Origin of the sequence: Pacificibacter sp. (assembly GCF_039769035.1) — a bacterium.
GTDB lineage: Bacteria > Pseudomonadota > Alphaproteobacteria > Rhodobacterales > Rhodobacteraceae > Celeribacter.
On sequence record NZ_JBDMZG010000025.1, the window covers coordinates 14,567 to 33,292 of the forward strand.

The 18,726-nt window shown below is 54.5% G+C and carries 21 protein-coding genes and 1 pseudogene; 15 read left to right on the top strand and 7 right to left on the bottom strand.

The features are described from left to right. Positions 1-73: 73 nt before the first annotated feature. The gene (locus tag ABF287_RS02650) at positions 74-1,372 is read left to right on the top strand and encodes a DUF3422 domain-containing protein (protein WP_347183482.1); all 1,299 of its coding nucleotides are present in this window, start codon (positions 74-76) and stop codon (positions 1,370-1,372) included. Here ABF287_RS02650 and ABF287_RS02655 read toward each other — a convergent pair. Continuing rightward, positions 1,293-2,357 carry a YeeE/YedE family protein gene (locus tag ABF287_RS02655; RefSeq protein ID WP_347183483.1) on the bottom strand — a complete coding sequence of 355 codons (1,065 nt, stop codon included), beginning with the start codon at positions 2,355-2,357 and terminating at the stop codon, positions 1,293-1,295. The genes ABF287_RS02650 and ABF287_RS02655 overlap by 80 nt on opposite strands. A gap of 312 nt (positions 2,358-2,669) precedes the next feature. Between ABF287_RS02655 and ABF287_RS02660 the strand changes: the two genes are divergently transcribed. Both ABF287_RS02660 and ABF287_RS02665 read left to right on the top strand, forming a co-directional pair. Further along, positions 2,670-3,833 carry a M20 aminoacylase family protein gene (locus tag ABF287_RS02660; protein ID WP_347183484.1) on the top strand — a complete coding sequence of 388 codons (1,164 nt, stop codon included), beginning with the start codon at positions 2,670-2,672 and terminating at the stop codon, positions 3,831-3,833. A 44-nt stretch (positions 3,834-3,877) separates the two neighbouring features. Then, positions 3,878-4,228 (top strand): DUF1304 domain-containing protein, encoded by a 351-nt coding sequence (locus ABF287_RS02665; RefSeq protein WP_347183485.1) that lies wholly within the window; start codon positions 3,878-3,880, stop codon positions 4,226-4,228. Between the two features lie 6 nt (positions 4,229-4,234). Here the strand turns inward: ABF287_RS02665 and ABF287_RS02670 are convergent, their stop codons facing one another. Continuing rightward, a complete protein-coding gene (locus ABF287_RS02670) occupies positions 4,235-4,504 on the bottom strand; it encodes a hypothetical protein (RefSeq protein ID WP_347183486.1) in 270 nt (89 codons plus the stop codon). 89 nt (positions 4,505-4,593) lie between these two features. Beyond that, complete coding sequence (gene moaA, locus ABF287_RS02675) at positions 4,594-5,616, bottom strand: GTP 3',8-cyclase MoaA (protein WP_347183487.1); 1,023 nt, start codon at positions 5,614-5,616, stop codon at positions 4,594-4,596. Between the two features lie 179 nt (positions 5,617-5,795). On the opposite strand from moaA, the gene ABF287_RS02680 reads away from it, so the two are divergent. Next, positions 5,796-6,710 (top strand): hypothetical protein, encoded by a 915-nt coding sequence (locus ABF287_RS02680; protein WP_347183488.1) that lies wholly within the window; start codon positions 5,796-5,798, stop codon positions 6,708-6,710. Positions 6,711-6,718: 8 nt separating this feature from the next. On the opposite strand, the gene ABF287_RS02685 is transcribed toward ABF287_RS02680, so the two are convergent. From ABF287_RS02685 to glmU, 4 genes are all read right to left on the bottom strand, one after another. Next, positions 6,719-7,405: a DNA alkylation repair protein gene (locus tag ABF287_RS02685; protein WP_347183489.1), complete on the bottom strand. Its 687-nt coding sequence runs from the start codon at positions 7,403-7,405 to the stop codon at positions 6,719-6,721. Positions 7,406-7,494: 89 nt separating this feature from the next. After that, positions 7,495-8,001 (bottom strand): GNAT family N-acetyltransferase, encoded by a 507-nt coding sequence (locus ABF287_RS02690; RefSeq protein WP_347183490.1) that lies wholly within the window; start codon positions 7,999-8,001, stop codon positions 7,495-7,497. Between the two features lie 5 nt (positions 8,002-8,006). Continuing rightward, a complete protein-coding gene (glmS, locus tag ABF287_RS02695; protein ID WP_347183491.1) occupies positions 8,007-9,830 on the bottom strand; it encodes a glutamine--fructose-6-phosphate transaminase (isomerizing) in 1,824 nt (607 codons plus the stop codon). 1 nt (position 9,831) lies between these two features. Next, positions 9,832-11,187, bottom strand: a complete 1,356-nt coding sequence (glmU, locus tag ABF287_RS02700) for a bifunctional UDP-N-acetylglucosamine diphosphorylase/glucosamine-1-phosphate N-acetyltransferase GlmU (RefSeq protein WP_347183492.1) — start codon at positions 11,185-11,187, stop codon at positions 9,832-9,834. 168 nt (positions 11,188-11,355) lie between these two features. Here glmU and ABF287_RS02705 point away from each other — a divergent pair, with 168 nt between their 5' ends. The 11 genes and pseudogenes from ABF287_RS02705 to ABF287_RS02755 all read left to right on the top strand — a co-directional run. Further along, positions 11,356-12,021 (top strand): HAD-IA family hydrolase, encoded by a 666-nt coding sequence (locus ABF287_RS02705; protein WP_347183493.1) that lies wholly within the window; start codon positions 11,356-11,358, stop codon positions 12,019-12,021. Next, complete coding sequence (locus ABF287_RS02710) at positions 12,018-13,208, top strand: DegT/DnrJ/EryC1/StrS family aminotransferase (protein ID WP_347183494.1); 1,191 nt, start codon at positions 12,018-12,020, stop codon at positions 13,206-13,208. The genes ABF287_RS02705 and ABF287_RS02710 overlap by 4 nt, the downstream gene beginning before the upstream one ends. A gap of 284 nt (positions 13,209-13,492) precedes the next feature. Continuing rightward, the gene (locus ABF287_RS02715; RefSeq protein WP_347183495.1) at positions 13,493-13,858 is read left to right on the top strand and encodes an NADH-quinone oxidoreductase subunit A; all 366 of its coding nucleotides are present in this window, start codon (positions 13,493-13,495) and stop codon (positions 13,856-13,858) included. Continuing rightward, positions 13,849-14,382: an NADH-quinone oxidoreductase subunit B gene (locus ABF287_RS02720; protein ID WP_123791336.1), complete on the top strand. Its 534-nt coding sequence runs from the start codon at positions 13,849-13,851 to the stop codon at positions 14,380-14,382. Before ABF287_RS02715 ends, ABF287_RS02720 begins: the two co-directional genes overlap by 10 nt. A gap of 12 nt (positions 14,383-14,394) precedes the next feature. Next, positions 14,395-14,997, top strand: a complete 603-nt coding sequence (locus ABF287_RS02725; protein ID WP_347183496.1) for an NADH-quinone oxidoreductase subunit C — start codon at positions 14,395-14,397, stop codon at positions 14,995-14,997. 3 nt (positions 14,998-15,000) lie between these two features. Beyond that, a complete protein-coding gene (locus ABF287_RS02730) occupies positions 15,001-15,219 on the top strand; it encodes a hypothetical protein (RefSeq protein WP_347183497.1) in 219 nt (72 codons plus the stop codon). Then, the gene (locus ABF287_RS02735; RefSeq protein ID WP_347183498.1) at positions 15,220-16,434 is read left to right on the top strand and encodes an NADH-quinone oxidoreductase subunit D; all 1,215 of its coding nucleotides are present in this window, start codon (positions 15,220-15,222) and stop codon (positions 16,432-16,434) included. After that, the gene (locus tag ABF287_RS02740; RefSeq protein WP_347183499.1) at positions 16,434-17,564 is read left to right on the top strand and encodes an NADH-quinone oxidoreductase subunit E; all 1,131 of its coding nucleotides are present in this window, start codon (positions 16,434-16,436) and stop codon (positions 17,562-17,564) included. Before ABF287_RS02735 ends, ABF287_RS02740 begins: the two co-directional genes overlap by 1 nt. Before the next feature lie 75 nt (positions 17,565-17,639). Beyond that, complete coding sequence (locus ABF287_RS02745) at positions 17,640-18,287, top strand: hypothetical protein (protein WP_347183500.1); 648 nt, start codon at positions 17,640-17,642, stop codon at positions 18,285-18,287. Positions 18,288-18,304: 17 nt separating this feature from the next. Continuing rightward, positions 18,305-18,523: a DUF5337 family protein gene (locus ABF287_RS02750; RefSeq protein ID WP_347183501.1), complete on the top strand. Its 219-nt coding sequence runs from the start codon at positions 18,305-18,307 to the stop codon at positions 18,521-18,523. A gap of 12 nt (positions 18,524-18,535) precedes the next feature. After that, positions 18,536-18,726: pseudogene (locus ABF287_RS02755) on the top strand (NADH-quinone oxidoreductase subunit F); the annotation flags it as partial.

Genomic DNA, 18,726 nt, shown 5'->3' on the forward strand with positions numbered 1-18,726 from the left:
CGACGATTTATACCTATCTATGGCGTCTTTTTGGTTCTAGTGTGATCGCAAGATAAACGCACGAGATCCTAAAATGGCCCCTTTGACTGATCACCCGCGCCGCTATGAGCTGGCGAACGAACTACATGCCCGCCCGTTTCCACGTCTCAATGCGCCCTCGCGTGCTGCCCATTTGGCCATTCGGAGCGCAGGGGATGCCGCCCGGCGGGATCGCGATTTGGACCGTGTGCATCTGCTCGCGCTGTTGGATCGGTTCGGCGTGGCGCATCCGGCCCCTGACGCAACCCACTACATGGGGGAATTGGGCAAGTATCATTTGAAATGGGAAAGCCACACAGAGTTTGTGACCTATACGCTGTTCACATCTGGTGTGTCTGATGCGCATTTCGATGATGGAACCTTCGATTTGTTTCCTCAAGATTGGCTCGAGCAAGCGCCCGGTCTGCGGTTGACCTCAGCCATTCTGCGCATCGATACGATGTCTTCCGAAGATGCTGCGGGAAAGCAACTGGACGCTTGGTTTGAACAAGAAAGCCTTGCCGTGGCGCATGTGTTGGACGGCGAGATGACGGTGGCATCAGATTTTCGCATTGATACGGATGGGCACATGCGATTTGCGCTGTTTGTGCGACCTGACTGTGGGGCGCAGCGTATTGGGCGTGTGCTGCAACGGATGTGCGAAATCGAGACCTATAAAAGCATGTCGATGCTGGGCCTTGTGCAAGCGCGCCGCATCAATCGCCAGATGGCAGATATCGAATTGGAACTCGCCGCTTTGATGGAGCAGATGACCGTCAAAGGGGCAGGGCCTGCTGACGATATGCTGGATGATGTCTTGCGCTTGTCGACCCAAATCGAACGGCTGGTCGCTCAGACAAACTTCCGCTTTGGCGCAACGGGCGCCTATGCGGCGCTGGTCCAGCAGCGCGTTGAGGTTTTGCGCGAAGAACGCTTTATGGGGCGGCAATTGTTTTCTGAATTCATGATGCGGCGGTTTGATCCGGCAATGCGTACCGTGAATGCTGCCAAGCGTCAGTTGGAAAATCTGGCAGGGCGGGCCGAGCGCGCGGCTAATCTGTTGCGTACTAAAGTGGATGTGGACCGACAGGTGCAAAACCAAGCCTTGCTGGCCTCGATGGATCGGCGTGCGGATCTACAGTTGCAGCTGCAAGAAACGGTCGAAGGCCTGTCTGTGGTCGCGATCAGCTACTACGCCGTGGGACTAGCAGGCTATGCGATCTATCCGTTTTTGGAGCCCCTCGGCTTGAGCAAGGGGCTCGCATTGGCGGGGATTACTCCGCTGGTACTGGGCCTTGTGTGGTTTGGCCTGCGCCGGTTGAAGACACTCCATCACGCAAAATCCGCGCCATAAGCGTGCCTCCGATTGCGATTGAAACCACGGCCAGAATGGCTGCCACAGACAGTGTTGGAATGCCGGATAGGCCTGCGCCCATTGTGCAACCGCCAGCCAAAACACCGCCGACGCCCATCAACGCGGCACCTGCCAAGTAACGACCCGTTTGGCGCGGTGTTTCAAAGCTTTGCCATTGGAAGCGACCGAAGATTAGGGACAACACCAATGCGCCGCCCAAAACGCCGCCCATCAGACCCACGCCAAAACCCGCGGGAATGGATGAGGATGCGATGCCCCAAAACAGTGTTTCCGCAGCTGGGGATGTAAAGGACAGGCTTTCGAGCGCGATCGGATCAAATTCGTCGAACAACACAAATCCAGTGCCGATCCATGCGGCAGGGACCAACGCGCCAATCAATGCGCCAAGCAAGATGTCGCGCATGGTCGCACCCGAACGCGCAACGATCAAAAGCGCAGCAACAACAATCAACGCGCTCCAAACAAGTGCGTTGCCAGGCAATGCCGCGTTTTCAAGCGCCACGGTGACGCTGCCAAGCGATGTGCGCACGGGCGCCAAGACGCCTTTCAATGTCGCGTGGGCCACAAAGGCAAAAGCAAGCAAAACGATCAAAGCGCGCAGGTTTCCTGTGCCAGCCAAGACGGTCAGACGGGACACACATCCGCGGGTCAACACCATGCCAGCGCCAAAGGCCAACCCGCCCAAAATGATCGCCAGCCATGGAAGGTCAGCCGCAAAGAAGCGATGTTCCTCAAAGGAAACGATCCCCTGTGTGATTGCAATTTGCGTGCCAATCACGGCCACGGCCAAACCGGCGAACCAAACACCGGCTGCAGAGCGGCGATCCCCGCGTGGCCCAGCGACCATGCGGCGAAAACAAAAGCGGGAAACTTCGGCCAAACCGCCAAAAATCAGGCCGATCAAAAGACCAAGGCCAATCGCGGCTTGGCGCGGGTCCATGTCTAATCCAAGGGTCTCAAACATCATAGTCTCCTAGGCTGTGCGTAGAATCAGTGCTTTTTCAGGCGTTGCGCCTCTTTGGCAGATAGATCGTGATCTGTGAATATGGCGTTGGGGTAACGTCGTTTGGACTTTTGTCACCAATCCAAACGAATGTTCGCCCTTGGGCGCGGGCGCGGGGACAAGACAGCACGATCGCATCGCCGCAGATCGGTGCCGTTCTTAAATGCATGTTTGGTGTGGAGGCGCAATTCTGCGTGTATTCTATGGACTTCTCTTGCTGTTTGGCTTGAAACTCGTATTGCTAAGTTAATCAACGCCAACTGGAGCTTTCCCATGCCTGTCAAAAATCGCCTTGCTGATATGCAGCCACAGATTGCGGAATGGCGCCAAGATATTCACGCCCATCCAGAGCTTATGTTCGAGGTTCATCGCACCGCCAAAAAGGTTGCGGATCTTTTGCGGGAGTTCGGCTGTGACGAGGTTGTTGAAGGCATTGGCCGCACCGGTGTTGTGGGCGTCATCAAAGGGCGACAGTCTGCCTCAGGGCGCACGGTGGGCCTGCGTGCCGACATGGATGCCTTGCCGATTTTGGAAGAAACCGGTGTTGAATACGCGTCCACAAATGCAGGCGTGATGCATGCCTGTGGTCATGATGGGCACACCTCGATGTTACTGGGGGCGGCGCAGTATTTGACTGAGACCCGCAATTTTGATGGCACCTGTGTGGTGATTTTCCAGCCCGCAGAAGAGGGCGGCGGCGGCGCTAAGGTTATGTGCGATGAGGGCATGATGGCGCGGTGGAACATCGACGAAGTCTACGGCATGCACAATTGGCCGGGGCAGCCTTTGGGGAAGTTCGCCATTCGCACAGGGTCGTTTTTCGCTGCAACGGACGAGTTCACCTTCACGGTGACGGGCAAGGGTGGCCATGCGGCCAAACCACATGAAGCTATCGACAGCACAGTTGTCGCCTCGCATTTGGTGATCGCCTTGCAAACCATCGCTTCGCGCAATGTCGATCCGACCGAACAGGTGGTGGTTTCTGTCACCTCGTTTGAAACATCCTCGAAAGCGCATAACGTTTTGCCGGCCTCCGTTGAGCTGCGCGGTACTGTGCGCTCTATGAACAAAGATGTGCGTCTCCAAGCCGAAGAGCGTGTGAAAGCCATCACGGCAGGCGTTGCGGCCACCTTTGGCGCTGACATCGCTATTAAATATAAGCTCGGCTATCCCGTGATGGTCAATCACGAACGCGAAACCCAATTTGCCATTGAAGCCGCCACCAAAGTGGCTGGCTCTTGCGATCCTGCGCCTCTTGTCATGGGCGGCGAAGATTTCGCCTATATGCTTGAGGAGCGTCCCGGTGCCTATATCCTGATCGGCAATGGTGACAGCGCCCCTGTGCATCACCCGAAATTCAATATCAACGACGAGATCCTGCCCATCGGCGCGTCATGGTACGCCGAAATGGTCGAGAGCCGCTTGCCTGTCGCGTGAGGTTTGGCTTAGGCTGAAGTCACGCCATTTGTGAAAGGTCTCTCATGTCCACTGTCGCCATCGTTCTGACTGCCCTTGTGGCGCTTCTGCACGCCTATATTCTTTACCTTGAGATGTTCGCATGGGAAGAAAAACGCACCCGCAAGGTCTTTGGCACCACCGAAGAGTTCGCCAAATTGACCAAAGTTTTGGCCGCCAACCAAGGGCTGTATAACGGCTTTTTGTCAGCAGGCCTGTTTTGGGGCCTGATCGCAGGCAAAACGGATGTGGCGGTGTTTTTCTTACTCTGCGTCTGTGTCGCAGCTATTTATGGCGCAAGCACTGTGACCAAGAAGATCCTGTTCACGCAGGGGCTTCCGGCGTTTTTGGCGCTGGTTGCTGTGTTGGTTTTGTAGGCCAATTTAAAAGGCATCCACCTCAGGTACCGTGCCGTGGCGCGCCAGAAACTCTGGCAGGCTCACTTCGCCAGAATTCGTGTCCTCAATCAACATATAGGCATCCGCGCCGATGCAGTTTTGCAAACGGCACTCACGTTCCGCGCGCTCTTCGGCGGCTTCGGCCGTGGAATATTCGATCAACTTGTCCACCTTCAGCCCATGCGATCCATTGGGCGTCACATAGGTTTGGCAGATGAAATGGGTTTTGTAAGCGGAGTCTGTGTCTTTTGGCATGGCGATGCTCCTCAATAGGTTTGAGAACAAATTAGGAACATGGTTAACGTTTGGCAAGCTTTTAGTTGAGGCCGCGCGCTCGAATTGCCTTATCCGCCAGTGTGCGACATATGGCGGGTCATTTTGCCGTCTTCCTGCTGCCGTGAATAATCAAAGTCATGGCCTTTGGGTTTGCGGGCAATTGCGTCCTCAATGGCGCGGATCAGCGGCGCATCATCTTCCGGCGTGGCGCGCATGATGTCGCGCAAGGATGCGTTGTCTTCTTGCCCCAAACACATAAACAGCTCTCCCGTGCAGGTCATACGCACGCGGTTGCAGCTTTCGCAGAAATTGTGGGTCAAGGGCGTGATGAAGCCGATCTTTTGCCCCGTTTCTTCCAAACGCACATAGCGGGCTGGGCCGCCGGTGCGCTCGGTCAATTCGGTCAAGGTAAACTGCGTTGCCAAATGCCCGCGCAGGTCCTCCAGCGACCAATATTGCCCCACGCGGTCTTCACCGCCTAGATCGCCCATGGGCATCACTTCGATGAACGTCAGATCCATATCCTCAGCCGCACACCATGCGGCCAGATCGAACACTTCATCCTCGTTAAAGCCTTTCAGCGCAACAGTATTTATCTTAACCCGCAGCCCCGCTTTGCGTGCTGCTTCAATGCCCCGCATCACTTGGTCAAGCTTGCCCCAGCGAGTCACGCGGGCGAATTTGTCGGTATCTAAAGTGTCCAGCGACACATTGATCCGCCGTACGCCCGCCGCATAAAGATCATCGGCAAAACGCTCCAGCTGCGATCCATTCGTGGTCAGGGTCAACTCTTGCAACGCACCGCTGTCCAAATGCCGTGACATGCTGTTGAAAAACCCCATGATCCCTCGCCTGACAAGCGGCTCGCCGCCTGTGATGCGCAGCTTGTTGACGCCAAGTCCGATAAAGGTCGAACACATGCGGTCCAATTCCTCGAGCGTCAAAAGCTCTTTCTTTGGCAAAAACGTCATGTTTTCAGCCATGCAGTAGACACAGCGAAAATCGCAGCGATCCGTCACGGATACACGAAGGTAAGTGATGGCCCGCGCAAAGGGGTCGATGAGTCGTGGGAGTTCATGTGATGTCGACATGGGGGCAACGGTATGCGGATTGACGCTCACTCGCAAGCACATCTAAAGCATTAACAAGTGTGATAAATAAGATATGACAATGGAATCAAATAAGTTCAGGTCGACCTTAAAAAGTGACAGACTTTATTAATCGTGGTTCGCTACGCTCTGATAACGGAAATTTAGGGTGGAAAGTTGATATGAAACTCAGTTCAGTTTTGATGGTAACTGCGGCGCTGACATTGGCGGTGCCAGTCGTGACAGCCGATGTGTTCGCAACCAACGCAGCCTACGCAAAAGGAAAAGGCGGCGGCGGAGGCGGCGGTGGTGGATCAGAGAAATCCAAAAAAGAAAAACCTGCGGCGTCAAAATCTAAATCCGCTGCGTCTAAATCCAAGTCTGCAACGTCCAAGTCAAAGGCTGTAAAGCCCGCGGCAGCTGCGCCAAAGCCGAAAAACTTGAATGCCCAACTGGGCAGCCTGAATTCGCTTAAGCGCAACATTAATGGCATTATGAACAGCTCGGACCCGAAAATGGCGTCGATCAAGACGATCATTTTGGCGTCAGCTGCATTGGTGGGCCTTGAAGCGACAGAGGCCGATGCCGCGGCAGCGCTTGCAACAGCTCAAGCAACGTACGACACGACTGTAGCTGGGATAAATGCGCAGATTGCCGCGCTGGAAGTGCCGCCAGCAGAAGGTGAGCCTGGCTATGATCCAGAAGCAACTTTGGCATATGAAACCGCAGTTGAAGGATTTGAAAAAGACATCCTAGATGCTGGTATTCCGCTGACGGCGGCGCAAAAGACCTACGATGAAGCCTTTGTTGCTGCTGAAGAGGGGCGCGTTGCTGCTGGTGAGGATGCATTCTTGCAATCCATCGTGGACGCTTACAACGCCACGGGCCAAGGTGGCCTGACCGTTGAGACCCTGACCCCCGAAATGATTGAGTTTGCGAAGGCTGAACTTGGGTTTGGTGATGCTGACGGTGCGATTGATGACTACATAGCCGCACAAGAAGCCGCCAAAGCCGAGGCCGCCGCAGCCGAGGCCGCCGCAGCACAAGAAGCTGGCGAAGGTGAAGATGAAGGTGAAGGCGAAGAGGATCCAGCCTAAGGCTGGATTTAATCTTCGCTGGTATCAGCGTCTAAATCATTTTCAAGCGCGTCAGGCTCTGTGTCCTCTTGCGGACCGCGATAAATGGCTCTGGCGCGCTTGTAGTCATGTTTTGACAAGCTGCGCAGCCATGATTGCGCTGTGCGATGCACGTCTTTGCTCTCATCTGCAATCGCGTCTGGCAACCATTCGCAAATCCGGTCAATCGCAATGACTTCGCGTTCGGACGGGTGGGGGGCTTTGGCCAAAAATTCGGTAAGACCCAAAGCCGCGCGACGCTGCAAAGGTTCTTCGTGGCGCATCAGTTTGTAGACTTTGTTGATGCGTGAATTGTCCGCCGCCAAACGACGTTGACCCGCTGAACACAGCGCGTCGATCTCGGCCCATGTGCCGGCTTGCGCCAACCAATCGGTGATATGCGCCCAAACATCTTGGTCGTCTTTGATCCGCGCTTGGGTCAACAACTTTGCTGCCATCAAGCGCGCGTCAAACACGCCAGACATCCACAATGCATTCGCCAATTCCAGTCGCTCAGGAAAGGATACTTCTTTGCGCCACGCGCGGGCCATCTCTTCCAAACGACCGGGGGCAATCCCAATATATGTATTGGACGCACCAAAATGAGATTTTTGTTTCGCAGCACGCGCTTCGTCAGCTTCGGCGTTGAGTGCATCAAGTGCATTTTCGGGTGTCATACATCGTGTCCTTTTTTCGAGACAGGGAAAGGCAAAAGGCGCAAATCCTGCGGCAAGCTTTGTCTCCTATAGCACCCTTTACGCGCTGGCTAGCGATTTATCCATGTGGATTTGTACAAGACATATTCGACTTTGTCGTCTTGGGTCTGTGCGCACAGTTGCGCCCCCAGCTTTTCCACCGCTTTGCGCGAACGCCAGTTCTCAGTTCCAATGTCAAAATAGACGCGCTCAAGCGACGCAAAGCCATGATCCAGCATGAGCTTTTTCAGCTCTGTGTTCACACCTGAACCCCAAAGATCCAGTGCCACAAAGGTATAGCCGATGCGCGTTTGCGTGTCTGTGGTACCGTAATAGCGGGTGATCCCCGCCACGGCTTCACGGCCTTTTTGGTGGATCACGTAGCAGCCATCAGGGTTTGCCAAGCCACCGTCAAAAATGGCGCGAAACGCAGGCTCTTGCCAACGATCCGTCGCAGGGTGGCCCGCCCACAACTCTGGCTTTGAGGCCTCGGCATAAACCGCGTCCCAGTCACTTTTCACCATTTGCCGCAAAGACAATGTTGGCCCGTTCAAGACCGCCTTTGGATCGAATGTCATCGCATCTATTCCACAGTGACAGATTTCGCCAAGTTGCGCGGTTGATCCACATCTGTGCCTTTGGCGACAGCTGTGTGATAAGCCAAAAGTTGCGCAGGAACGGCGTAAAGGATCGGCGCTAATGCATCAGGTACAGTTGGCATTTGAATGCTCTGCCAAACGCCGTCACCAGCCTCCTTCAAGCCTTGCTCGTCCGAGATCAACAAGACCTTGCCGCCGCGCGCCATGACCTCTTGCATGTTGGAGACTGTTTTTTCGAACAGCGTGTCGCGCGGAGCCAAAACGATGATCGGCGTGTGCTGATCGACAAGCGCGATAGGTCCGTGCTTCAACTCGCCGGATGCGTAACCTTCAGCATGTATGTAGCTGATTTCTTTAAGCTTCAATGCACCTTCCAGCGCCAGCGGGTACATAGCCCCACGTCCCAAGAACAGCACGTCGCTGGCTTCTGCCAAAAGCGCTGAGACATCTGCGATGTCGGCGGATTGATCCAAGGCGAGGTTCAAAAGACCGGGCAGACTGCGCAATGCGGACAGGTGGGTTTTAATAGCTTCATCGTCCAAAACACCACGGTCCTGCGCCGCTTTCAGCGCCAACATATGCAGCACGGTGAGCTGGCAGGAAAACGCTTTGGTCGAGGCCACGCCCACTTCGACGCCCGCCAAAATCGGCAAGGACATATCGCTTTCGCGTGCCATGGAACTCTCAGACGAATTGGTCACGGTGACGATGCTTGCAGCCTTGCCTGCCGTGTAGCGCAGGGCTGCCAAAGTGTCCGCCGTTTCGCCTGATTGGCTGACATAAATCGCCAAAGTGCGCGGGCTGATCGGCGCTTCGCGGTAGCGGAATTCAGACGCGATATCGACCTCAACAGGGACTTTCGCGATCTGTTCGAACCAGTATTTGGCGGTGAAACAGGCGTAAAACGCTGTGCCACAGGCGACCATGACGATGCGATCAAACTGGGTGAAATCGATGTCAGGCTCGGGCAGCACCACAGAAGCCCCATCAGCGGACATATAATAATTTACGGCTTCGGAAATCACCGTGGGTTGCTCTGCAATCTCTTTGGACATGAAGTGCTTGTGCCCAGCTTTTTCGATCCGTGTGGCGTCGATCTTGATCTCGCGACGTGTGCGTTGCACTTGCGCGCCGCTCTCGTCGAAAATCTCAAGGCTTGTACGGGTGATGATCGCACGGTCGCCTTCTTCCAAATAGGTCACTTGGTCGGTCATCGGCGCCAAAGCAATTGCATCAGAGCCGACAAACATTTCGCCGTCCCCGTGTCCAATCGCGAGCGGAGAGCCCTTGCGTGCGGCGATCAACAGGTCATCTTGGCCGTCAAACAGGAAACACAAAGCAAACGCGCCTGTGAGCGCATCAATGGTGGCATTCGCAGCCTCAATCGGGGATTTGCCCGCGTCGATAAAGCTTTGCGCCAACAAAGCGACGGTTTCCGTGTCGGTCTCTGTGACAAATTTATAACCTTTGGTGGCAAGCATTTCGCGCAATTCGCGGAAATTTTCGACGATGCCATTGTGCACCACCGCGACAGGGCCAGCCTTATGCGGGTGGGCGTTGGTCACAGAAGGCGCGCCATGGGTGGCCCAACGGGTGTGACCGATGCCGGATTTGCCAGCCAGAGGGTTGTGCACCAATTCATCCGACAGATTGACCAGTTTGCCAACCGCGCGACGACGATCCAGCACGCCGTTGTTCACGGTCGCAATGCCTGCGCTGTCATAGCCGCGATACTCAAGACGCTTGAGTGCTTCAACCAAAATGGGCGCGACTTCGTGTGTGCCCAATACCCCTACAATACCACACATATTATTGACCTTTCTCGGCTTTTTTCGCCTTCAGGGCGCGCAATTTCATAAACAATTTAACGGCCAACATAGGTTTGTTGTCTTGCTTGGCGCGCGCAATCGCCAGCGCACCATCAGGCACATCTTTGGTGATCACAGATCCGCTGCCTGTCATGGCTTCGATGCCCACGTTTACAGGCGCGACCAGCATGGTGTTTGACCCAATAAAGGCGTCACGACCTACAGTTGTGCGGTGCTTGAACACGCCATCGTAATTACAAGTGATCGTGCCCGCGCCGATGTTGGCACCATCGCCGATATCCGCATCACCAATATAGGTGAGGTGGCCCACTTTCGTACCTTCTCCAATTTGCGCGTTTTTGATTTCAACAAAGTTGCCAACATGGGCATCATTGCCAAGTTCCGCACCAGGGCGCAGGCGGGCGAAAGGCCCAGCGTCGGCACCGGTGGAGACATGACAGCCCTCAAGATGGCTGAACGATTTGATCCGCGCGCCGCTTTCGATTGTCACATTCGGGCCAAAAACCACGTTCGGGTCAATGATGGCATCGCGGCCAATATAAGTGTCGAGTGAGAAAAATACGGTTTCAGGCGCGACAAGCGTAACGCCGTTTTCGAGCATTTCGGCGCGTTTGGCTGCTTGGAACAGGCCTTCTGCACGGGCCAGTTCGGCACGGGTGTTCACACCTAAGGTCTCGGATTCATCGCATGATACCGACGTTGCTGTCAGGTTTGAGGCCCAAGCGATTTCGACCACATCCGGCAAGTAGTATTCGCCCGAGGCATTGTCATTGCCGACTTGTGACAACAGATCGAACAACGTTTTCGCGTCCGCGCAGAGCACACCTGAGTTGCACAGGGTGATCGCGCGTTCTTCATCAGTAGCGTCTTTGAATTCAACGATACGCGACAGCTTGTCGCCGTCCATCACCAAGCGGCCATAGCGGCCGGGATCAGCGGCCTCAAACCCCAGCACAACAACATCATGAGACGCGCGCGCGCTTTGCATCGCTTCTAGTGTTTCGGGCGAAATGAAAGGTGTGTCGCCGTATAATACAAACGCATCGCCGTCAAAATCTGCCAATGCGTCTTTGGCCTGCAACACGGCGTGGGCCGTGCCAAGCTGTTCGGTTTGGGTTGCGATTTCGATATCTTCGTCGATGGCGCGTGCCGCAGCGGCGACTTGTTCGCCGCCGTGACCAACAACAACAACAGTGCGCTCAGGGGCCAAAGACCCGCCAGCATGCAAACCGTGAGCAAAAAGTGGCGCGTTGCCAATCTGATGCAGCACTTTTGGCAGCTCAGAATTCATCCGCGATCCTTGACCTGCGGCTAGTAAAATGAGGGCTGTGGCCATGTGTTCGTCCCAATCTGCTCTTTTCTTTATCTTTACGTCGTTTTACCCATGTCGCAAAGCGCCGCAAGGGGCGGGGCTTCACATATTCTGACCATTGGTTACATATGTCGGCATCACTTCGCCGATTGTTGATCGGTTTGGGGCCGAATGTTGGGAAAGAGGCTACATATGCGCTGCGTTATTTTCGATCTTGATGGCACACTGGCAGACACATCTGCGGACTTAATCGCCTCGGCCAATTATTGCTTTAACGCATTGGGATATGGGGATGTTTTGGACCCTATCGCAGATTCATCGACAGCCTTTCACGGGGGGCGTGCGATGTTGAATTTGGGGTTTGGGCGGGTCAAACCTGACTATGACCAAAGTGACATCGACGCGCAGTATCCGGTTTTGTTGCAAGCCTACGGTGATGCGATTGATGTGCACACGAAACTCTATGATGGGGCTGTTGAGGCAATTGAGGGGCTGAAGTCCTCAGGCTATGCCGTTGGCGTTTGTACGAATAAGCCAAGTGGTCTGGCGGAAACGCTGCTTAAAAAGCTGGGTGTGCGTGATATGTTTGCGTCAATGATTGGGGCCGACACGCTGCCTGTGCGCAAACCGGACCCAGCGCCTTATGTTGCGGCTGTTGAGCAAGCGGGTGGGCATTTGAATATGAGCTATCTGATCGGCGATACCATAACGGACCGCAAGACCGCGCAGGCGGCGGGGGTGCCATGTGCTTTGGTGACTTTTGGCCCAGACGGACATGCGGTGAAAGCGCTCGAACCTGAGGCCTTGTTGCACGGCTATAAAGATTTGGCGCAGGTGACCAAGGATCTGATCGGATGACCGAGGTTTTCACGGGCAACTTTACCCAGCAGGAACCAATCCCTGAAGAAGCGATTGAAGCGGCGGTGGCTGTGATGCGATCTGGACGTTTGCACCGCTATAACACCTTGCCGGATGAGGCGGGTGAAGTTGCATTGCTTGAAGAAGAATTCGCCACCCTGACCGGTGCGAAATATGCGCTGGCTGTGGCCTCTGGCGGCTATGCGCTGGGGTGCGCTTTGCGGGCTGTTGGCGTGACAGCGGGCGATGCGGTTTTGACCAATGCGTTCACGTTGGCGCCTGTTCCGGGCGCCATTGCAGCCGTGGGCGCGCAGCCTGTTTTTGTGGGCGTGACCGAGGGCTTGGTGATTGATCTGGATGATCTGCAAGTCAAAATCATCGAAAGCGGCGCGCGGGTTTTGATGTTGTCTCATATGCGCGGGCACATCGTCGATATGGATGCGCTCATGTATATCTGTAATGGCGCGGGCGTGACTGTGATCGAAGACTGCGCGCACACGATGGGGGCCACGTGGGACGGGGTGCCTTCGGGTCGGCATGGCGCGGTTGGGTGTTATTCGACCCAGACCTATAAGCACATCAATTCGGGCGAGGGGGGCTTTTTGATCACAGACGATGACGAGATCGCCGCACGCGCGATCATGTTGTCAGGGTCTTACATGTTATATGGCAAGCACACGGCGGGTCCGCCTGCGGAGGTGTTCGAAAAGGTCAAATATGACACGCCCAATGTGTCAGGGCGTATGGATCATTTGCGCGCGGCGATTTTGCGTGTGCAGTTGCGGAACTTGCCCACGCAGGTCGAAAATTGGAACGCACGCTATCGTACCGTGGAAAGCGGTTTGCGCGATGTCAGTGGGCTGTCGATCATTCAGCGCCCACAGGCAGAAGGCTATGTTGGGTCGTCGTTTCAATTTTTGCTGCTGGATTGGGATGACGCAAAGATCGAAGGCTTTGTTGCGCGATGCCTTCAGCGCGGCGTTGAGTTGAAGTGGTTCGGCGCGCCCGAGCCCGTGGCGTTTACGTCGCGCTATGACAGTTGGCGCTATGCGGAAGCGCAGCCTTTGCCCGACAGTGACCGCGTGCTGAAGGCCATTGTCGATATGCGTCTGCCGTTGACCTTTAGTGTTGAAGATTGCGCGCTACTGGCGCGGATCATTCGCGAAGAAGTCTTGGCAACGGTTTGATTTGACCGGAGGCTTCACTGTCTTTCTTTGGGGGAGGCAGGCCAACCGGCGCAATGGGACTCGTAAATCAGACTAAAAAAATCAGGTAATGCGTTCGAATCGCAATTGGTGATTAACGACTAATCAACTGTGCCTGCCTTTGACAAAAAACTTTGTACTTGCCTTGAAACAAAGGGTTTTGAAGGCGGGGACCTTGTTGACCCTGACTGCGCAGAGGTCTAAACCACAATAAGCTTTAGCACACGCGCGCCCGCCATCCTGCGGGCCCAAATAAGGAGCCGCTCGTGGAAGACCTGCTTCGGGATTTTCTCCCCGTCATTATTTTTCTCGGCCTCGCCATCGCGCTTGGTCTTGTATTCATCTTTGCAGCCTTGATTGTTGCCGTTCGCAATCCTGACCCCGAAAAAGTATCAGCCTACGAATGTGGCTTTAACGCCTTCGACGATGCGCGGATGAAATTCGATGTTCGCTTCTACTTGGTGTCGATCCTCTTTATCATTTTTGATTTGGAAATCGCGTTCCTCTTCCCTTGGGCCGTTGCGTTCAAGGATGTGGGCATTGTGGGCTTCTGGTCGATGATGGTGTTCTTGGGCGTCCTGACAGTGGGCTTTGCCTATGAGTGGAAAAAAGGAGCCTTGGAATGGGCGTGATCACTTCTGCCAACACAGCTGGCGCAGACAAAGAAGTCGCGACACAGGCTTTGAACAACGAATTGCAGGACAAGGGCTTTTTGCTTACGTCCACAGAAGACATTATCAACTGGGCCCGCACAGGGTCATTGCACTGGATGACCTTTGGTCTTGCGTGCTGTGCGGTTGAGATGATGCACACCTCTATGCCGCGCTACGACCTTGAACGGTTCGGGACTGCGCCGCGTGCCTCCCCACGTCAATCTGACTTGATGATTGTGGCTGGGACTTTGACCAACAAAATGGCGCCTGCTTTGCGCAAGGTTTACGACCAAATGCCAGAGCCACGTTACGTGATCTCTATGGGGTCTTGTGCGAATGGCGGCGGGTATTACCACTATTCATATTCTGTTGTGCGTGGTTGTGACCGGATCGTTCCTGTCGACATCTATGTTCCAGGGTGCCCTCCTACAGCCGAAGCCTTGCTGTACGGCATCATGCAACTCCAACGCAAAATGCGCCGCACTGGCACGATTGCCCGCTAAGGAGACGGACCTATGAGCGAAGCTCTCGAAATGCTCGCAGCTCACCTTGAGCTCAAGCGCCCTGATGATGTTGTGTCGACGGAAATCACATTTGGCGAATTGACTGTCACAGTGTCCCCTGCGGGCATCGTGGATTTTGTCGATTTTCTGAAGACCGACGCGACCTGCAAATTCTCAAGCTTGGTGGATATCACAGCGATTGATAACCCCACACGCCCTGCGCGGTTCGATGTGGTGTATCACTTCTTGTCTATGTACCAAAACCACCGCATCCGTATCAAAACGGCTGTCCGCGAAGACGAAATGATTGCGTCTATTGTCGACATTCACCCATCGGCCAACTGGTTCGAGCGTGAAGTGTTTGACATGTTCGGCATCATTTTCTCAGGTCACCCTGATCTGCGTCGCTTGCTGACAGACTACGGCTTCCGTGGCTTCCCGTTGCGCAAAGATTTCCCAACGACGGGCTATACTGAAGTGCGCTACGACGAAGAACTCAAACGTGTGGTCTATGAACCTGTGTCTTTGGTTCAAGAGTACCGCCAGTTCGACAATCTCTCTCCTTGGGAAGGTGCGAAATACATCCTTCCAGGTGATGAGAAGCAGGAGGCTTAACGTTTGACGCAGCTTACGCTCATGTTTCGTGCTCGCGTGGCCAAGGCAGGAATGCTTTGGGCGCGCAGTGCCGTGCAAGCGTATGTGCAGCGCAACGTGCAGCTGATGAATGAAATGCTAGGCTGGGCAGCCGCACCTTTGGCGCCCGAATATGCCTATGTGAAAGTAACCTTCGGCGGGCGATCAACGCGATCGCATGCCAATATGGCGAGGGTCAATTAGATGGATGGCAACGTGAGCGACGTACTGACGGGCGAACAAAAGATCCGCAATTTTAACATCAACTTCGGGCCTCAACACCCTGCGGCACACGGCGTGTTGCGCATGGTTTTGGAGCTTGACGGTGAAATCGTTGAGCGGGCTGACCCGCACATTGGTTTGCTGCACCGTGGCACTGAAAAGCTGATGGAAAGTCGCACCTACCTGCAAAACTTGCCGTACTTGGATCGTCTCGACTACGTGGCGCCAATGAACCAAGAACACGCATGGTGTATGGCGATTGAACGTCTTGCTGGTGTCGAAGTGCCGCGTCGTGCGTCTTTGATCCGTGTGCTGTTCTCTGAAATTGGCCGCGTGTTGAACCACCTCTTGAACGTCACCACACAAGCGATGGACGTGGGCGCGCTCACACCGCCGCTATGGGGCTTTGAAGAGCGTGAAAAACTCATGATCTTCTATGAACGGGCTTGTGGCGCGCGTCTTCACGCCGCTTACTTCCGTCCCGGTGGTGTGCACCAAGATCTGCCACCTGCGTTGATCGACGACATCGAAACTTGGGCAATTGAATTCCCAAAGATGATCGAAGACATCCACACGCTTTTGACGGAAAACCGTATTTTCAAACAGCGTAACGCCGATATCGGCATCATCTCCGAGGAAGAAATCCTCGATTGGGGCTACTCCGGTGTGATGGTGCGCGGTTCTGGCCTTGCGTGGGATTTGCGTCGTTCGCAGCCATACGAATTGTACGACGAGTTTGATTTCAAAATCCCTGTGGGCAAGAACGGCGATTGCTATGATCGCTACCTCGTGCGCATGGCGGAAATGGAAGAGTCCACCAAGATCATTTTGCAAGCGATTGAAAAATTGCGCGCACCTGAGGGCCAAGGCGACGTTCTCGCACGTGGCAAACTCACACCGCCAAAACGTGGCGATATGAAAACCTCGATGGAAGCGTTGATCCACCACTTTAAGCTCTACACAGAAGGCTTCAAATTGCCCGAAGGCGAAGTCTACGCCGCTGTGGAAGCGCCTAAAGGTGAGTTTGGCGTCTACATGGTTTCTGATGGAACCAACAAACCTTACCGTGCAAAACTCCGTGCTCCGGGCTTCTTGCACCTTCAATCGATGGACCACGTTGCGAAAGGCCACCAGTTGGCTGACGTTGCTGCGCTCATCGGTACTATGGATATCGTATTTGGGGAGGTGGACCGCTAATGCTACGCCGTCTACACGCTGAACAACCCGCATCATTTGAATTCACCCCTGCAAACCTTGCATGGGCCGAAGCTCAGATCACAAAATACCCTGAAGGGCGTCAACAATCTGCAGTGATCCCACTGTTGTGGCGCGCACAAGAGCAAGAAGGCTGGCTGACAAAACCAGCAATTGAATACGTTGGCGACATGCTTGGCATGCCTTACATTCGCGTGCTCGAAGTTGCGACTTTCTATTTCATGTTCCAACTGCAGCCTGTGGGCACAGTGGCGCACATCCAAATCTGTGGCACGTTATCTTGCATGATTTGTGGCGCCGAAGACCTGATGGCTGTTGCGAAAGAAAAGATTTCCCCAACGCCACACACAGTGTCGGCTGATGGCAAGTTTTCTTGGGAAGAAGTTGAATGTCTGGGCGCCTGTTCCAACGCCCCGATGGCGCAAATCGGCAAAGATTACTACGAAGACCTCTCTGCTGAAAACTTCGCCAAATTGATCGACGATATGGCCGCTGGCAATGTGCCGCTGCCAGGCCCGCAAAACGGTCGTTTCGCGGCAGAGCCTTTGTCTGGCCTTACGTCTTTGGCTGATGGTGACACAGACAAAAACCAGTACAACGCTTCTGTTGCCTTGGCGACAGACATTGGCGACACGCTTAAGCGCATCGATGGTACCGAAGTGCCGTTGCTGACACCTTGGCTCAAGGGCGGCAAGCGCACAGGTGCGACACCACCGAAGCCAGCGGCCCCAGCAAAATCTGCGGTTCAGCAAGCGGCTGAGAAAAAAGCCCCTGCAAAGAAGGCACCGGCAAAGAAAGCAGCAGCCCCTAAAGCTGCCCCTGCGCCAGCCGAGACTGCTGCACCAAAGAAACCACGCACAATGAAAGCGCCACGCAAGGCGGGCGCTGACGATTTGAAGTTGCTTAAAGGTGTCGGGCCGAAGCTTGAAGAAACGCTGAACACACTCGGGTTCTGGCATTTCGATCAAGTTGCGAAATGGACCGCCAAAGAGATTTCTTGGGTGGATGACAATCTTAAATTCAAAGGCCGGATCGAACGTGATGGCTGGGTAGAGCAAGCAAAAATTCTTGCTGCTGGCGGAGAGACCGAATTTTCTAAGAAATCAAAGTAGAAACGGACCGATAAGCGGGCAAAAGGCCACAAGAGCCGCGCCCAAGTTCAACAGGGATAGTAAAGGAGTAAGGCAATGAGTGAGACAAATTCTGGACACACCCAGCGTATTGGGTTGATTTCAGCCATCGCTGGCGTCGTCGCGTTCTTGGCGCTGATGATGGTTGCAGGCTATTCCACTGCCGCTTCGCTTATTGTTGCTGTGCTTGTCGCTGTTTTGGTCGGCATCTTGCTTTGGATTGGTTGGTATGAAGATGACGTTGAAGGCATCGATGGCAAAGTCTCTGACGTAACTGAAAGTGTTGCAGATGTGGCGCCGGAGGTTGTGGAAACACCTGCGCCCGCTGTTGAAGATGTCAAAGGCACCGTGGTTGAAACGGCGCCCGAGGCTGTGGAGACAGTTGAAGAAGTTGTTGCAACGCCTGCTGCTAAGCCTGCTGCCAAAGCGAAAGCGGCGGCCAAAGCGCCGGTTGCCAAAGATGGCAAGCCTGAGCTTTTGACCGCTGCGCGCGATGGTGGGGCTGACGACTTGAAACAAATCAAAGGCGTTGGACCCAAGTTGGAAATCGCCTTGAATGAGGGCGGGATTTACCACCTCGATCAAATCGCTGGCTTGCGTAAAAAAGAGGTTGAGTGGCTCAACGAGACTTTTGATCTTCGCGGACGTATTGAACGTGAAGGTTGGATTGCGCAGGCGAAGGCGCTTGTGAAAAAGGCGACGTAAGTCGACGGAATTGAAATATGGCTTTAGACAAAGACACATATTTGGCGAAAAAAACGCGCTTAGTTGCGCTGGTCATCGCCGCCTCTATGTGCCTTTGGATTGGAGCTCAATGGATTGGCAGCAAATTGGGTATGGATCCCCGATATGCGGTGCTGCTGGACCTCTTGGCGCTCGCTGCGTTTTTGTGGGCGCTTATCGTGATTTATCAGATCTGGCGCGCGCGCCAGCAAGGCTGAAGGAATAAAGCAATGCTCAAAGATCAAGATCGGATCTTTACCAATATCTACGGGATGCATGATCGCAGCCTTAAAGGCGCTATGGCGCGTGGACATTGGGACGGCACAGCCGGCATCATCAAAAAAGGTCGTGACTGGATCGTCGACCAAATGAAGGCGTCTGGCCTGCGTGGTCGTGGTGGTGCGGGCTTCCCGACCGGCCT

Excerpts from the sequence above, each read along its gene's own strand:
- ABF287_RS02660 (WP_347183484.1), top strand. The coding sequence starts at position 2,670 with ATGCCTGTCAAAAATCGCCTTGCTGATATGCAGCCACAGATTGCGGAA.
- ABF287_RS02690 (WP_347183490.1), bottom strand. The coding sequence starts at position 8,001 with ATGACATTCGATCCAAAGGCGGTCTTGAACGGGCCAACATTGTCTTTG.
- ABF287_RS02740 (WP_347183499.1), top strand. The coding sequence starts at position 16,434 with ATGCTACGCCGTCTACACGCTGAACAACCCGCATCATTTGAATTCACC.
- ABF287_RS02735 (WP_347183498.1), top strand. The coding sequence starts at position 15,220 with ATGGATGGCAACGTGAGCGACGTACTGACGGGCGAACAAAAGATCCGC.
- ABF287_RS02670 (WP_347183486.1), bottom strand. The coding sequence starts at position 4,504 with ATGCCAAAAGACACAGACTCCGCTTACAAAACCCATTTCATCTGCCAA.
- ABF287_RS02750 (WP_347183501.1), top strand. The coding sequence starts at position 18,305 with ATGGCTTTAGACAAAGACACATATTTGGCGAAAAAAACGCGCTTAGTT.
- ABF287_RS02720 (WP_123791336.1), top strand. The coding sequence starts at position 13,849 with ATGGGCGTGATCACTTCTGCCAACACAGCTGGCGCAGACAAAGAAGTC.
- ABF287_RS02685 (WP_347183489.1), bottom strand. The coding sequence starts at position 7,405 with ATGACACCCGAAAATGCACTTGATGCACTCAACGCCGAAGCTGACGAA.
- ABF287_RS02745 (WP_347183500.1), top strand. The coding sequence starts at position 17,640 with ATGAGTGAGACAAATTCTGGACACACCCAGCGTATTGGGTTGATTTCA.
- glmS (WP_347183491.1), bottom strand. The coding sequence starts at position 9,830 with ATGTGTGGTATTGTAGGGGTATTGGGCACACACGAAGTCGCGCCCATT.
- ABF287_RS02650 (WP_347183482.1), top strand. The coding sequence starts at position 74 with ATGGCCCCTTTGACTGATCACCCGCGCCGCTATGAGCTGGCGAACGAA.
- ABF287_RS02725 (WP_347183496.1), top strand. The coding sequence starts at position 14,395 with ATGAGCGAAGCTCTCGAAATGCTCGCAGCTCACCTTGAGCTCAAGCGC.
- ABF287_RS02680 (WP_347183488.1), top strand. The coding sequence starts at position 5,796 with ATGAAACTCAGTTCAGTTTTGATGGTAACTGCGGCGCTGACATTGGCG.
- ABF287_RS02655 (WP_347183483.1), bottom strand. The coding sequence starts at position 2,357 with ATGTTTGAGACCCTTGGATTAGACATGGACCCGCGCCAAGCCGCGATT.
- ABF287_RS02705 (WP_347183493.1), top strand. The coding sequence starts at position 11,356 with ATGCGCTGCGTTATTTTCGATCTTGATGGCACACTGGCAGACACATCT.
- moaA (WP_347183487.1), bottom strand. The coding sequence starts at position 5,616 with ATGTCGACATCACATGAACTCCCACGACTCATCGACCCCTTTGCGCGG.
- ABF287_RS02665 (WP_347183485.1), top strand. The coding sequence starts at position 3,878 with ATGTCCACTGTCGCCATCGTTCTGACTGCCCTTGTGGCGCTTCTGCAC.
- ABF287_RS02710 (WP_347183494.1), top strand. The coding sequence starts at position 12,018 with ATGACCGAGGTTTTCACGGGCAACTTTACCCAGCAGGAACCAATCCCT.
- glmU (WP_347183492.1), bottom strand. The coding sequence starts at position 11,187 with ATGGCCACAGCCCTCATTTTACTAGCCGCAGGTCAAGGATCGCGGATG.